The organism is Ruegeria sp. BF8, assembly GCF_056538625.1.
Genome location: NZ_JBQFTL010000001.1, coordinates 1,144,403 through 1,158,394, shown reverse-complemented (window position 1 = coordinate 1,158,394; position 13,992 = coordinate 1,144,403). Strand labels below are relative to the sequence as shown.

General features: G+C 64.0%; 14 protein-coding genes. 10 read left to right on the top strand and 4 right to left on the bottom strand.

Annotated elements, in window-relative coordinates; genetic code table 11:
- The first annotated feature begins 37 nt into the window (after positions 1–37).
- Both lipA and ACR0LD_RS05795 read left to right on the top strand, forming a co-directional pair.
- Complete coding sequence (gene lipA, locus ACR0LD_RS05800) at positions 38–988, top strand: lipoyl synthase (protein ID WP_005983549.1); 951 nt, start codon at positions 38–40, stop codon at positions 986–988.
- Positions 985–2,139, top strand: a complete 1,155-nt coding sequence (locus tag ACR0LD_RS05795) for an amidohydrolase (RefSeq protein WP_480635925.1) — start codon at positions 985–987, stop codon at positions 2,137–2,139. Before lipA ends, ACR0LD_RS05795 begins: the two co-directional genes overlap by 4 nt.
- Here ACR0LD_RS05795 and ACR0LD_RS05790 read toward each other — a convergent pair.
- Together ACR0LD_RS05790 and hpt are read right to left on the bottom strand one after the other, a co-directional pair.
- On the bottom strand, positions 2,129–2,302 hold the full coding sequence (locus ACR0LD_RS05790) for a hypothetical protein (RefSeq protein ID WP_005983545.1): 174 nt from the start codon (positions 2,300–2,302) through the stop codon (positions 2,129–2,131). The genes ACR0LD_RS05795 and ACR0LD_RS05790 overlap by 11 nt on opposite strands.
- A 23-nt stretch (positions 2,303–2,325) precedes the next feature.
- Positions 2,326–2,868 carry a hypoxanthine phosphoribosyltransferase gene (gene hpt, locus ACR0LD_RS05785; RefSeq protein WP_005983543.1) on the bottom strand — a complete coding sequence of 181 codons (543 nt, stop codon included), beginning with the start codon at positions 2,866–2,868 and terminating at the stop codon, positions 2,326–2,328.
- Between the two features lie 75 nt (positions 2,869–2,943).
- Between hpt and ACR0LD_RS05780 the strand changes: the two genes are divergently transcribed.
- Positions 2,944–3,390 carry a type II toxin-antitoxin system RatA family toxin gene (locus tag ACR0LD_RS05780; RefSeq protein WP_170357640.1) on the top strand — a complete coding sequence of 149 codons (447 nt, stop codon included), beginning with the start codon at positions 2,944–2,946 and terminating at the stop codon, positions 3,388–3,390.
- Between the two features lie 38 nt (positions 3,391–3,428).
- Positions 3,429–4,724, top strand: coding sequence for an MmgE/PrpD family protein (locus ACR0LD_RS05775; protein WP_480635922.1), 1,296 nt, complete (start codon positions 3,429–3,431; stop codon positions 4,722–4,724).
- Here ACR0LD_RS05775 and pyrC read toward each other — a convergent pair.
- Complete coding sequence (pyrC, locus tag ACR0LD_RS05770) at positions 4,721–5,758, bottom strand: dihydroorotase (protein ID WP_480635920.1); 1,038 nt, start codon at positions 5,756–5,758, stop codon at positions 4,721–4,723. The genes ACR0LD_RS05775 and pyrC overlap by 4 nt on opposite strands.
- Positions 5,759–5,902: 144 nt before the next feature.
- Here pyrC and ACR0LD_RS05765 point away from each other — a divergent pair, with 144 nt between their 5' ends.
- Both ACR0LD_RS05765 and ACR0LD_RS05760 read left to right on the top strand, forming a co-directional pair.
- Entirely contained in the window at positions 5,903–6,811 is a 909-nt protein-coding gene (locus ACR0LD_RS05765) for an AAA family ATPase (protein ID WP_480635919.1), read from the top strand.
- A gap of 37 nt (positions 6,812–6,848) precedes the next feature.
- Complete coding sequence (locus tag ACR0LD_RS05760; RefSeq protein WP_480635917.1) at positions 6,849–8,105, top strand: vWA domain-containing protein; 1,257 nt, start codon at positions 6,849–6,851, stop codon at positions 8,103–8,105.
- Positions 8,106–8,107: 2 nt separating this feature from the next.
- Here ACR0LD_RS05760 and ACR0LD_RS05755 read toward each other — a convergent pair whose 3' ends face one another.
- Entirely contained in the window at positions 8,108–8,608 is a 501-nt protein-coding gene (locus ACR0LD_RS05755) for a hypothetical protein (protein WP_170338859.1), read from the bottom strand.
- Positions 8,609–8,864: 256 nt separating this feature from the next.
- On the opposite strand from ACR0LD_RS05755, the gene ACR0LD_RS05750 reads away from it, so the two are divergent.
- From ACR0LD_RS05750 to ACR0LD_RS05735, 4 genes are all read left to right on the top strand, one after another.
- Positions 8,865–9,833 (top strand): XdhC family protein, encoded by a 969-nt coding sequence (locus ACR0LD_RS05750; protein WP_480635914.1) that lies wholly within the window; start codon positions 8,865–8,867, stop codon positions 9,831–9,833.
- Positions 9,830–10,834, top strand: coding sequence for a molybdopterin-binding protein (locus ACR0LD_RS05745; protein WP_480635912.1), 1,005 nt, complete (start codon positions 9,830–9,832; stop codon positions 10,832–10,834). The genes ACR0LD_RS05750 and ACR0LD_RS05745 overlap by 4 nt, the downstream gene beginning before the upstream one ends.
- 148 nt (positions 10,835–10,982) lie before the next feature.
- A complete protein-coding gene (locus tag ACR0LD_RS05740; RefSeq protein WP_149775244.1) occupies positions 10,983–11,468 on the top strand; it encodes a (2Fe-2S)-binding protein in 486 nt (161 codons plus the stop codon).
- An 81-nt stretch (positions 11,469–11,549) separates the two neighbouring features.
- Complete coding sequence (locus ACR0LD_RS05735) at positions 11,550–13,910, top strand: xanthine dehydrogenase family protein molybdopterin-binding subunit (RefSeq protein ID WP_480635910.1); 2,361 nt, start codon at positions 11,550–11,552, stop codon at positions 13,908–13,910.
- The last annotated feature ends 82 nt before the right edge of the window (positions 13,911–13,992 follow it).

Genomic DNA, 13,992 nt, shown 5'->3' with positions numbered 1-13,992 from the left:
ACCAACCAAATTGACCCAAAGTCAGGAAACCGGCCCCGTGCGCGATCTGAAAATCCCTGAACAACGTCACCCGGAAAAGGCGCATAAGCCCGACAATGCGCAGCCGAAAAAGCCCAACTGGATCCGGGTGAAAGCGCCCGGCGGCAAGGGCTATGCCGACACGCGCCGGATCATGCGCGACAACAACCTGGTCACCGTCTGCGAAGAGGCCGGCTGCCCGAATGTGGGCGAATGCTGGAGCCAGGGCCACGCGACCATGATGATCATGGGCGAGATCTGCACCCGCGGCTGCACCTTCTGCAACATCGCCACCGGTCGCCCCGATGCGTTGGATGCGTTCGAACCGGGCCGGGTGGCCCATGCGGTGGAAAAGCTGGGCCTGAACCATGTCGTCATCACCTCGGTCGACCGTGACGACCTGGCTGATGGCGGGGCCGAGCATTTCGCTCAGACTATCCGCGCGGTGCGTCACCGCTCGCCCAAGACCACGATCGAGATTCTGACCCCGGATTTCCTGAAATGCGATCCGTCGGTTCTGGAAACCGTGGTCGCGGCCAAGCCGGACGTGTTCAACCACAACCTTGAAACTGTGCCGGGCCTGTACCCCGAGGTGCGCCCGGGCGCGCGCTATTTCCACTCGCTGCGTCTGCTGCAGAGGGTCAAGGAACTGGACCCGTCGATCTTCACCAAGTCGGGTATCATGGTCGGACTGGGCGAGAACGAACAGCAGGTGCGCCAGGTCATGGACGACATGCGCGCCGCCGATATCGATTTCCTGACCATCGGCCAGTATCTGCAGCCCACGCCGAAACACCATCGCGTGGACCGCTTTGTCACGCCCGAAGAGTTCGCAGCCTATGAAAAAGCCGCCTACGGTAAAGGGTTCCTGATGGTTTCGGCCACGCCCTTGACCCGGTCGTCTTACCATGCGGGCGATGATTTCGCGCGTCTGCGGGCGGCACGACAGAAAAAGCTGGGGCAGGCGTGACGCCCGAACGGCTCGCGCAACTGACTGCGTTGCGCCACGCTTTGCACCAGCGGCCCGAGGTCTCCGGTGAAGAGGCTGAAACAGCGGCATTCATAGCCGAGCAATTGCGCGGTGTGACCGGCCGGGTTCTAACCGCAATCGGTGGGCACGGGGTCGCGGCCGTGTTCGACTCGGGCCAGCCGGGGCCGACCGTGGGCATCCGCTGCGAACTGGACGCGCTGCCGATATTGGAGATGTCGGGCAAACCCTGGTACTCGCAGGTTCCGGGCAAGGGTCATCTGTGCGGGCATGACGGCCATATGGCCATGGTTCTGGGCGTCGCGCAGGACCTGGCGCAAACGCCCGTTCCACGCGGCCGGGTCGTGCTGATCTTCCAGCCCGCCGAAGAGATCGGGAAGGGCGCACGCGACTTTCGGAACGATCTGCAATACGCTGAAATACAGCCGGATTTCCTGTTCTCCCTGCATAACCTGCCGGGGCTGGAGCTGGGCGCGGTCGAGCTGTGCTCTGGCCCGACCAATTGCGCTTCACGCGGGATGCGGGTGCGGCTGACGGGTAAAACCTCGCACGCGGCGGCGCCGCAGGACGGCCTGTCGCCGGCCTCGGCCATGGCGCAGTTGATGCCGGCCCTCACCGCCTTGGGCTCTGGCGGAGAGCTGACCGAGGATTACGCGCTGACCACCGTCACCCACGCCCAACTGGGGGCCCCGACATTCGGCGTGGCGCCCGGTGAGGCCGAGATATGGGTCACGCTGCGCACCGTCTCAGATGCGCGCATGGCGCAACTGGTCGATCGGGCCGAGGCGCTGGTCCGCGAGGCCGCCGCCGACCAGGGGCTAGGTGTCGAGATCACCTTTGACGACGTTTTCGAGGCCTGCGTCAATCACCCTGAGGCCGTGCAGATCTTGGCTCAAGCCTGCGCGCAGGCCGGGGTACAACCGCGCCTGACTACCTTGCCTCAAAGGTTTTCGGAGGATTTCGGGCAATTCGCCAAGGGGTCGAAAACCGCGATGTTCTGGCTGGGGTCCGGGGTTGACCATCCGCAACTGCACAACCCCGACTATGATTTCCCCGATGCGCTGATCCCTGTCGGCGCGGGTATCTTTCTTGCGGCAATCCGTCAGGTTCTGGACGCGCCGGTCACGGTCTGAGCTTGCGCGGCTGGCTGGTTGCCCATTCGGGCCACCAGCCCATGTATTCAACACCGGCAATCACCAGACACAGCACGATCAGGCCCAGCACCAGCTTGACCCGCTGGTCCGAAGGCGGATTGCGCGCCCATCGGGACATTCGCAGAAGGTGGCGCAGGATCATGGGGCCTCGAATCCGCGGCGGGATCAGTCTTCGGTAAAGCGGACCTTGCCGATGAAGGGCAGGTTGCGGTTGCGTTGCGCATAGTCGATGCCATAGCCCACGACGAATTCGTCCGGGATTTCAAAGCCGATCCAATCGGCGCGAAAATCAACCTCGCGGCGGCTGGGTTTGTCCAGCAAGGCAATCGACTTGAGACGTTTCGGCTGGCGGCTGCGCAGCAGGTTGGTGACGTGGTTCAGCGTGTGACCCGTGTCGACGATATCTTCGACCACCAGCACGTCGCGGCCTTCAATTGCGCCGCGCAAGTCCTTGAGAATGCGAACTTCCCGGCTGCTTTCCATTGAATCGCCATACGAGGACGCCTCGAGGAAATCGACCTCGATCGGCAGGTCCAGTTCGCGCACCAGATCGGCGATGAACACGAAGCTGCCGCGCAGCAGGCCCACGACCACCAGCTTGTCGGTATCGCCGAATTCGCGGGTAATTTCGCGGCACAGTTCCTCGATCCGCGCCGCGATGGCCTTGGCCGAGATCATCTCATCTATCACATATGCGCGCTGGCTCATGGCTGCCCCCTTGATCTTTGGCGCGCAACATACGACATGACGCGCCATTGTCACGTTTCAAATGCCCAGGTTGCCATGCCCACTCATTCGGAAACCCGCCACCTCCCATACAGCGCGCAGCAGATGTATGATCTGGTTGCGGATGTGGCGAAATACCCCGAGTTTCTGCCCTGGTGCGCGGCCGCGCGGATCCGGCGGACCTATGCGGCGGGCGAGGCGCAGGTGATGGAGGCCGACTTGGTGATCTCGTTCAAGGTGTTCCGCGAACGGTTCGGCAGTCGGGTGACGCTGTTCCCCGAGCAGAAGAAGATCGACACCGAATACCTGGACGGTCCATTCAAATACATGAAATCCGACTGGCATTTCGAAGACGCCCCCGAGGGCGGCTGCAACGTATCCTTCCACGTGGATTTCGAGTTCAAGAACGCCGTGTTGCAGGGCATCATCGGCGTGGTCTTCAACGAGGCGATGCACCGGATCGTGCGCGCTTTCGAACAGCGCGCGGTCAGCCTCTACGGCTGAGGGTTTACCCGGCGCGGGCGCACGTTAGACTGCGCCGCATGACTGAATTCACACGCACTCTTTCCGAATTCGCCGCAGGCGCGGTCAAGACAACCGCGCAGGCGCGGATCGTTACGTCTTTGTCCGCGCTGGACTGGCTGGCGGTCGGGCGCGCAGGCGTCAACGAACCGGTCTCTCGCCTCCTGCGAGGGATGGTGCTGGACGAAGGCGGGTCCGGACAGGCCACCTTGTTCGGCGGCGGGGCCGCGCCGATGCGCGCGGCGGCTTTGGTCAACGGCACGGTGTCGCACGCGCTGGACTATGACGACACGCATTTCGCCCATATCGGCCACCCCTCCGTGGCGGTGTTTCCCGCCGCGCTGGCCGTGGCCGAATGGCAGGATCAGCCCATCGTCGATTTGCTCGAGGCGGCCTTGGTGGGGATGGAACTGTCCATCCGCATTGGCCTGTGGCTGGGGCGGGGGCATTATCAGGTCGGGTTTCACCAGACCGCGACGGCGGGGGCGTTCGGAGCGGCCGTGGCGGCCGCCCGCCTGCTGGGATGCGATCCGGCGGCCATGCGCCGGGTTCTGGGGCTGACCGCGACCCGGGCGGCGGGCCTCAAGGCGCAGTTTGGCACCATGGGCAAGCCCTACAATGCGGGGCAGGCGGCTTCGGTCGGGGTCGAGGCCGCGCTGCTGGTGCAGCGGGGGTTCGTTCCCAATCCCGATGCCCTGACCGGGCCGTTCGGGTTTGGCGCGACGCATCACGGTGCCGATGACACAGCCACAGCGCTGTCGGGGCTTGGGGATGAGTGGCTGTTCGAAAGCGTCAGCCACAAGTTCCACGCTTGCTGCCACGGGCTGCACGCCGCGCTTGAGGCTGCGCGCGATCTGGACATCGCCGAACCCGAGGTGGCCGAGATCAAAATCCGCACCCATCCGCGTTGGATGAGCGTCTGCAATCAGACCGCTCCGACAACCGGGCTGGGCGCCAAGTTTTCCTATCGGACGGTGATCGCCATGCAGGCGCTGGGATACGAAACGGCCCTGCCTGAAAGCTACACGGACAAGGTCTGCGCCGATCCGCGCCTGCAATCGCTGAGCGACCGGATCACGGTCGAAGCGGACGAAACGCTGTCCGAGACCGAGGCCCGCGTGGCGCTGCTGCGGCGGGACGGAGTACGGCGCGAGGCGACCCACGATTTGGCCGCACCGATAGCCTTGTCCGACCGCGAGGATCGCGTGCGCGGCAAGGCCGCCAAGCTGATCGGCGCGGACGAGGCCGATGCGATCTGGTCGATGCTGCGCACCGGCGGGCGCGCAGCGGATCTGGCAAAACGACTGGTTGATTAGACCACGCGCCAGTGAAGCGGGAAGCCGGGGTCGAACACGGTGACCGGGCCATCGCGTGTTTCGATCTTGTCGGGGTAGGTGACCGGTTCGCCCCTCTGCAGGGTGATGGTCTGATCGTTGACGGGCAGCCGATAGAACCTGGGCCCGTTGACCGAGGTGAACCCTTCCAGTTTGTCCAGCGCACCCGCGCGGTCAAAGACCTCGGCCACCAGCGACATGGTGTTGGTCGCGGTGAAACATCCCGCGCAGCCGCAGGCCATTTCCTTGTTGGCATCCGTATGCGGGGCGCTGTCAGTCCCCAGAAAGAACCGTTCGTCGCCCGAAGTCGCGGCATCAACCAGTGCCGTGCGGTGCTCTTCGCGTTTGGCGACGGGCAGGCAGTAGTAGTGAGGCTTGATCCCGCCCACGAGGATGTGGTTGCGGTTGATGATCAGGTGATGTGCGGTGATCGTTGCGCCCAGGTCAGTTTCGTTCGCGCGCACATACTCCACGCCGTCGACGGTGGTGATATGCTCCATCACCACGCGCAGGCCCGGCGTGGCCTTGCGGATCGGGTCCAGAACGCGGTCGATGAACACCGCCTCGCGGTCGAAGATGTCGATCTCGGCATCGGTGACCTCGCCGTGCACGCAGAGCGGCAGGCCGATCTCGGCCATCCGGTCCAACACGGGGCGCACCTTGTCGAAATCCCGCACGCCCGAGGCCGAGTTGGTCGTGGCCCCCGCCGGGTACAGCTTGACCGCCTTGACCAGACCGCTTGCGTGGGCCGCGGCCATGTCGTCGGGGTCGGTATCCTCGGTCAGGTACAGGGTCATCAACGGCTCAAAGCTCATGCCTTCGGGCAGGGCGGCCAGGATACGGTCGCGGTAGGACGCGGCCTGAGCGCCGGTGACCACAGGGGGCACAAGGTTGGGCATGATGATGGCTCGCGCGAAATGGCGGGCGGTTTCGGGCAGGACGGCCTGCAGCATGGCGCCATCGCGCAGATGCAGGTGCCAGTCATCGGGGCGGCGGAGCGTCAGAGTATCGGTCATGGCGCCGGGCTAGCACAGGCCGGCCGCACGGGAAAGTGACAACAAACCTTGTCAGGCGACCAGATTGCCGCAAGTCCCGGAAAGATCACGGTCTTGACGCGCAGCGGCAGCCATGACCTGTTGTGCCAAGGGAGATTGAGACACATGAGCCAGCCAGATTCCATCGACGCCGTTCAGAAGATGCTGGGCGAACAGAGCTATGTCTGTGGCCGCGCCCTGGCCACCGTGGTGTTCCTGTCGCTGAAACTGGGCCGGCCGCTGTTTCTGGAAGGTGAAGCGGGCGTCGGCAAGACCGAGATCGCCAAGGCCCTGGCCGCTGGACTGGGTCGCCGCCTGATCCGGCTGCAATGCTATGAAGGGCTCGATGCGTCCTCGGCCGTCTATGAATGGAACTTTCCTGCGCAGATGGTGGCCATCCGCACCGCCGAGGCGGTCGGCGGGTCCGACCGGAAGGGTCTGCAGGAGGAATTGTTCAGCGGCGACTATCTGATCCGCCGCCCGCTGCTCGAGGCGATGGAGCCCGACCCGGCTGGCCCGCCGGTGCTGCTGATCGACGAGTTGGACCGCACCGACGAACCGTTCGAGGCCTTCCTGCTGGAGGCGCTGAGCGATTTCCAGGTGACAATCCCCGAGATCGGCACGATCAAGGCGCCCGAACCGCCCATCGTCATCGTCACGTCGAACCGCACGCGCGAGGTACATGACGCGCTCAAGCGCCGCTGCCTGTACCACTGGGTCGACTACCCCGATTTCGACCGCGAGCTGGAGATCCTGCACGCCCGCGCGCCCGAGGCCGCCGAGGCGCTGAGCCGTGAAGTGGTGGCCTTTGTCCAGCATCTGCGCACCGAGGACCTGTTCAAGAAACCCGGCGTGGCCGAAACCATCGACTGGGCAAAGTGCCTGCTGGCGCTGGACGTGATCAACCTCAGCCCCGAGGTGATCGGCGACACGCTGGGCGCGATCCTGAAATACCAGGACGACATCCAGAAACTGCAGGGCTCTGAGGCCAAGCGCATTCTGGATCAGGCCAAAGCCACGCTCGAACCGGTCTGATGTCGTCGCGGCGCCAAAACACTCCGGGGGCCTAGCGATGGCCGAACAGCTTCCGCTGGAAATTCCGGCCGATCCGAAACTGGCGCAGAACATCACCCATTTCGCGCGCGCCTTGCGCAAGGCCGGGTTGCCGATCGGCCCCGGTCGCGTGGTCGACGCCATCCGCGCGGTGCAGGCGGCGGGCTTTACCCGCAAGCAGGATTTCTATTGGACCCTGCACGCCTGTTTCGTGAACCGGCCCGAGCATCGCACCGTGTTTGCCCAGATCTTCCGCTTGTACTGGCGCGACCCGCGGTATCTTGAGCACATGATGTCGATGATGCTGCCAGCCATTCGCGGCGTTCAGGAGGAACGCATGGCCGAGGCGGGCGAAAGACGCGCGGCCGAGGCCCTTCTGGACGGTGTCGAGCGGGATGAACCACAAGGCGTCGAGCAAGAAGGCGAAAGCGAAATCGAGATTGACGCCACGCAGACCGCCTCGTCCGAGGAACGGCTGCGGTCGCTGGATTTCGAACAGATGAGCACTGCCGAAACCGCACAGGCCAAGCGCATTCTGGCGCGGCTGCAACTGCCGGTGGACCCGATCGCCTCGCGCCGGGGACAGGCCAGCCATCTGGGCCAGCGGATCGACCGGGCGCGCACCTTGCGCGCTGCCATGCGTCAGGGCGGCGAGATGCGACAGATCGCACTCGTCAAACCGAAACCGCGCTGGCCCAATCTGATCGCGCTGTGTGACATCTCGGGGTCGATGAGCCAGTACAGCCGGATCATCCTGCACTTCCTGCACACGGTCTCGAACGCCAAGGGGGCTGGCTGGGCCAAGGTGCATGCGTTCACCTTCGGCACGCGGCTGACGAACATCACGCGGCACCTGCATCAGCGCGACGTCGATGCCGCGCTGGCCGCCGCCGGGGCCGAGGCTCAGGATTGGGAGGGCGGCACGCGCATCGGCGAATGCCTGCACCAGTTCAACCGCGACTGGTCGCGCCGGGTGATGGGGCAGGGGGCCGTGGTGCTACTGATCACCGACGGGCTGGAACGGGGTGACCCCGATCTGCTGGAAAAAGAGATCGAACGCCTGCATCTGTCGGCCCGGCGGTTGATCTGGCTGAACCCGCTGCTGCGCTGGGACGGGTTCGCGCCAAAGGCGCAGGGCGTCGCCACCATGCTGCCGCATGTGGACAGCTTCCGTGCCGGTCATTCGATTGCATCGCTTGAGGATCTGGCCGCCGTGATTTCACGACCCGACGACCAGGGAGAGAAAGCGCGGTTGTTGGCCGCGCTTTCAGGCTAACGTTACTGCAGTTGCTTTTCGTTGCACTCGCGCGCCATTTCCATGGCCTTGTAGGTGCCGGTCAGATCGACGGTGAAGCCAAAGGACTTCTCGGGAAACACCGCCATGACCTTTTGCTTGGCCAGGTCGTCGGCGAATTGCGGGTCGTCCGACAGGACATAGCCGCCCGAATACCCCTTGGTGATGTTGCCCTTCATGCCGGTCGCCTCGCCGACATACAGGTTGTCGCCCAACAGGATCGCGACGGCCTCCTTGTCTCCGCGCTTGATGTCGGTTTCCGCCTTGGTAAACACACCGACATATCCAACGCTGCGGTCTTCGGTCAGACCCATCTGCACCACGTTCTCGGCATCATCGACCGCTTCGATCAGGCATGACTTTTTGTCCTTGTCGACAAAGACCTTCCAGCCCTCGACCTCTCCGTAGCGTTCGAAAGTGTCGGCCCAGGCGCTGCCTGCAATCAATGCCGCTGCGCCGATGGTTAGTGTAAATATCTGTTTCAAGACATTGTCTCCTTTACGAAATCTCTTGCGTCAATTCGGCCGCAAGTCGGGCCTGTCCGCAGGCTAGTCGGCGTCCGAAAAACAATCAAATGTTTGATTGTCTGTCGCGGACTTCGGCCGAAACCTGCCTTCTGCGTCACGTGAAGAACCAAGTTGGCAGGGTCGGTGCTCGAGATAATCCACCCGAGAACGCGCTCCTTGCTTTTCATCGCGTCAATCCTGCTTATGTTGATGCGAACCACCGCGGGAGGGTCCGATGGACAGATTTGACAACAGTCCGGAAACGGCATTGGCGTGGTTTCGCGAGGGTCGCGGCGCGGTTCTGGCGACGGTCGTCGAAACCTGGGGCAGCGCGCCCCGGCGGGTGGGGGCCCAGCTGGTCATCGGCGGCGACGGCCGGATCGAAGGCTCGGTCTCGGGCGGTTGTGTCGAAGGCGCGGTGATCGTCGAGGCGCTCGAGGCCATGCAAGAGGGAGAAGCGCGCCTGTTGGAATTCGGGGTCAGCGACGAGGATGCCTTTGCCGTCGGGCTGGCCTGCGGCGGCACGATCCGGGTTCTGGTCGAGCCTGTGGGCTCGGTCCTGCCCGAGCCGATGCTGGCCGAACTGGTGGCAGCGCGGGCGCGGCGAGACCCTGTGGCCTATGAGGTCAATATCGAGACCGGCCACCGTGCGCTGCGGCGCAACGCCTATGCGGACCGGTTGCGCATGGATCGTTCAGGGTTCGAGGAAGACGGTCAGACCTTCGTGGCCGTGCACAACCCGCCCTTGCGGCTGATCGTGGTGGGCGCGGTCCATATCGCGCAGGCGCTGGTGCCGATGGCGCGGATTGCGGGTTATGACCCGATCATCATCGACCCGCGCGAGACGTTTGCGTCCAAATCTCGTTTTCCCGGTGAAAAGTTGCTGACCGACTGGCCGGACGAGGCCGTGGCCAGCATCGGACTGGATGCGCGTACGGCGGTTGTGCTGCTGACCCACGACCCCAAGCTGGATGATCCCGCCCTGCAGGCCGCGTTGAACTCGGACGTGTTCTATATCGGCGCGCTGGGGTCGTCGCGCACCCATGCCAAACGGGTGCAGCGGATGACAGAGGCGGGCTTCTCGACCGAGCAGTTGCAGCGCATCCACGGGCCGATCGGTCTGGACATCGGCGCGGCCGGACCGGCCGAGATTGCCGTTGCGATCATCGCGCAGATGACGGCGGTGCTGCGGGGCAAGGCATGAAATTCGGCTCGGTGCCGGTTGCGGACGCGAAGGGCGCGATCCTTGCGCATTCGGTCATGGCTGGCATGAAAAAGCTGCGCAAGGGACTGATGCTGGACGACACGCATGTCGCCCTGTTGGCCGAGGCGGGCGTGTCCGAGGTGGTCGTCGCGCGGCTGGATCCCGGCGACTGTCACGAAGACGAGGCCGCGCGCCATTTGGCTGCGGCACTGACCCCGGATCCGAAGGGGGCCAATTTGCGCGTGACCGAGCCGTTCACGGGGCGCGTCAACCTGATTGCGGATCAAGCTGGTGTTGCCCTTCTGAACGTTGAGGCTCTGCTGGCGTTCAATCAGGTCAACCCGATGATCACGGTGGCCACCGTTCCTCAACATCAGCAGATGGGTGTCGGTGGCATGGTCGCCACGATCAAGGTCATTTCCTACGCGGTGCCGCTGGCGGACGTTCTGCGCGCGGCGGAGCTGGCAAAGGGGGCCATTGGCCTAGCAGCGCCGATATTTGGCAGCGCCGGGTTGGTGGTGACCGACATCCCCGGCGGGCCGCCCAACGACAAGGGCATCGCTGCGATGCGCGGCCGGGTCGAGGCCCTGGGGCTGAGCCTGGACGACGTGCAGGTCGTTCCGCATGCGGTCGACGCTTTGGCGCAGGCAGTGTCCCGGATGAATACCGATATCGTGATGATCCTGACCGGCTCGGCCACATCCGATGTCGAGGACGTGGCGCCGCAGGCCGTTCGGCGCGCGGGTGGGCAGGTGGACCGCTTCGGCATGCCGGTTGATCCGGGCAACCTGTTGTTTCTCGGAGCTTTGGGCAAGCGGCCGGTCATCGGTTTGCCGGGATGCGCACGTTCTCCCGCGTTGAACGGGGCCGACTGGGTGCTGTCTCGGGTCGCCTGCGGCATCCCGACCACGGGAGCCGATATCGCGGCGATGGGCGTCGGTGGTCTGCTCAAGGAAATCCCGACCCGTCCGCAACCTCGGGCCAAACGCAAAGTGACGTAACGGCAGTTTTGCCCCGTTGGCGACCTGCAATACATGTTGGCAGTTTGCTCCTAAGGGACGGGTTGGAAACGGCCAAGTTTTTTGTTCTCAAACGACTTTTCCCGTGTTTAACTCGGGCCAAGGATAAATACGAAAATGGGAGGAACTTATGACACAGGTCTCAATGACCGTGAACGGAAAGACCGTGAGCGGTGATGTCGAAGGCCGGACGCTGCTGTCCAGCTTTCTGCGCGATCACCTGTCGCTGACCGGTACCCATGTGGGCTGTGACACGGCCCAATGCGGCGCCTGCGTGGTTCATGTGAACGGCGAGGCGGTGAAGTCCTGCAACATGCTGGCGCTCGAGGCGGACGGGGCCGAGGTCGGTACCATCGAAGGGCAGGCCAACCCGGACGGCTCCTTGAATGTGATCCAGCAGGCGTTCCAGGATCATCATGGCCTGCAATGCGGTTTCTGCACGCCCGGCATGGTGATGTCGGCAGCGGCCCTGCTGAAGGAAAACCCGCGCCCGACCGAGGCTGAAATCCGCAAATACCTGGAAGGCAACCTGTGCCGGTGCACCGGGTACCACAACATCGTCAAGGCGATCATGGCCGCGTCCGGCCAAGACGTCAGCCACATCGCCGCCGAGTGATGCCGCTGCGGGCGTGACTGAGAACGCCCGTGGGATGACTGGGATGCACGCAAGCATCCGTTTATGGGAGGAGAACAAGCTATGCCCAAAGACAGTGGCATCGGAGCCAGTTCCAAGCGCCGCGAGGACGTGCGCTTTTTGACCGGAGCGGGCAATTACACCGACGACATCAACGTACGTGGTCAGGCCTATGTGTATTTCCTGCGATCCGACATCGCGCATGGCCGGATCAAAAGCATCGACACGTCCGTCGCCGAGTCCATGCCCGGCGTGGTCCGGGTGTTTACCGGCAAGGATTTCGAAGGCGTGGGCGGCATGCCCTGCGGCTGGGAGGTGACCGACAAGCACGGCGCGCCCATGCAGGAACCGCCGCACCCGATCCTGGCGCAAGGCAAAGTGCGCCATGTGGGCGACCCGATCGCGGCCGTCGTGGCCGACAGTCTTGAGCAGGCCCGTGACGCGGCCGAGGCGATCGACGTGGATATCGAGGAACTGCCCGCGGTTCTGGACATGAAAGCCGCCGCCGAAGAGGGCGCGCCGCTGGTCCATGACGATCTGAAAAACAACATCTGCTATGACTGGCAGTTGGGCGAGGCCGACGATGCCAAGGTGAACGAGGTGTTCGCCAATGCGGCGCATGTCACCACCTTGGAACTGGTGAACAACCGTCTGGTCGCCAACCCGATGGAACCGCGCGTGGCCGTGGCGGAATACAGCCGGGGCACGGATGAATACACGCTCTATACCACGTCGCAGAACCCGCATGTGATCCGGCTGTTGATGTGCGCCTTCGTGCTGGGCCTGCCCGAGCACAAGGTCCGCGTCGTGGCGCCGGATGTGGGTGGGGGTTTCGGCACCAAGATCTTCCACTACGCAGAAGAGGCGTTCTGTACCTTCGCGGCCAAGGCCTGCAATCGCCCGGTCAAGTGGACGGCCAGCCGTTCCGAGGCGTTCATGTCGGACGCACAGGGCCGCGACCATGTCAGCAAGATCGAACTGGCGCTGGATGCCGACAACAATTTCGTCGGGCTGCGGACAAACACTTTTGCCAACCTTGGGGCGTATCTGTCGACATTTTCCAGCTCGGTACCCACTTGGCTACACGGGACGCTGATGGCGGGCAACTACAAGACGCCGGTCATTCAGGTGAACGTGCGGGCGATGTTCACCAACACCGTGCCGGTGGATGCCTATCGCGGCGCAGGCCGCCCCGAGGCGACCTATCAGCTGGAGCGCGTGATCGACAAGGCCGCGCGCGAGCTGGGCGTTGACCCGGTGGCGCTGCGTCGGCAGAACTTCATCACGCAGTTCCCCTATGACACGCCGGTGGCGCTGACCTATGACACCGGCGACTACAACGGCACCATGGACAAGCTGGAACAGGCCGCCGATTTCGCGGGCTTCCCGGCGCGTCGCGCCGAAAGCGAGGCGCGTGGCAAGCTGCGCGGCCTGGGCGTGAACTGCTATATCGAGGCCTGCGGCATCGCGCCCTCGAACATCGTGGGGATGCTGGGGGCGCGTGCGGGTCTCTATGACGCGGCGACCGTGCGGGTGAATGCCACCGGCTCGATCAGCGTAATGGTGGGTGCGCATAGCCACGGGCAGGGGCACGAAACGGCCTTTCCGCAGGTCGTGGCCGACATGATTGGCATCGACGAGTCGATGGTCGAGATCGTGCACGGCGACACCTCGAAGATCCCGTTCGGCATGGGCACCTATGGGTCGCGCTCGCTGGCTGTCTGTGGATCGGCCATGGTCAAGGCGACCGAAAAGGTGATCGACAAGGCCAAGAAGATCGCGGCGCATCTGCTGGAGGCGTCCGAGGCCGATATCGAGCTGAAGGATGGCCAGTTCACCGTGGCCGGCACCGACAAGTCGGTGGCCTGGGGAGATGTGACCCTTACGGCCTATGTGCCGCACAATTTCCCGCTGGAGGTCGAGCCGGGCCTGGAAGAGACTGCGTTCTATGATCCGGCCAACTTTACCTTCCCGGCCGGCGCCTATGCCTGCGAAGTCGAGGTTGACCCCGAGACCGGGCAAGTGACCATCGAACGGTTCACCGCAGCGGATGATTTCGGCAACATCATCAACCCGATGATCGTTGACGGTCAGGTGCATGGCGGCATCGGACAGGGGATCGGTCAGGCCTTGCTGGAGAACTGCGTCTATGACGAAAACGGCCAGCTGCTGAGCGCGTCCTTCATGGACTATGCCATGCCGCGGGCCGATGACGTGCCGTTCTATACCGTCGATCATTCCAGCCAGACGCCCTGCACGCACAACCCGCTGGGTGTGAAGGGCTGCGGCGAGGCCGGGGCGATTGGATCGCCGCCTGCGGTGGTCAATGCCGTGATCGATGCGCTGAACTCGGGTGGCAAGGCGGTGGACCACATCGACATGCCGGTCAGCCCGTCGCGTGTTTGGGCGGCGATGAACAGCTGAGTGGAGAGGTTGGTGTGCGAGGGGCCAGCCCCTCGCGCTCCCTGGTCAATCAAATGCCAGATGAAGGGCGGTTCCGCGCCTT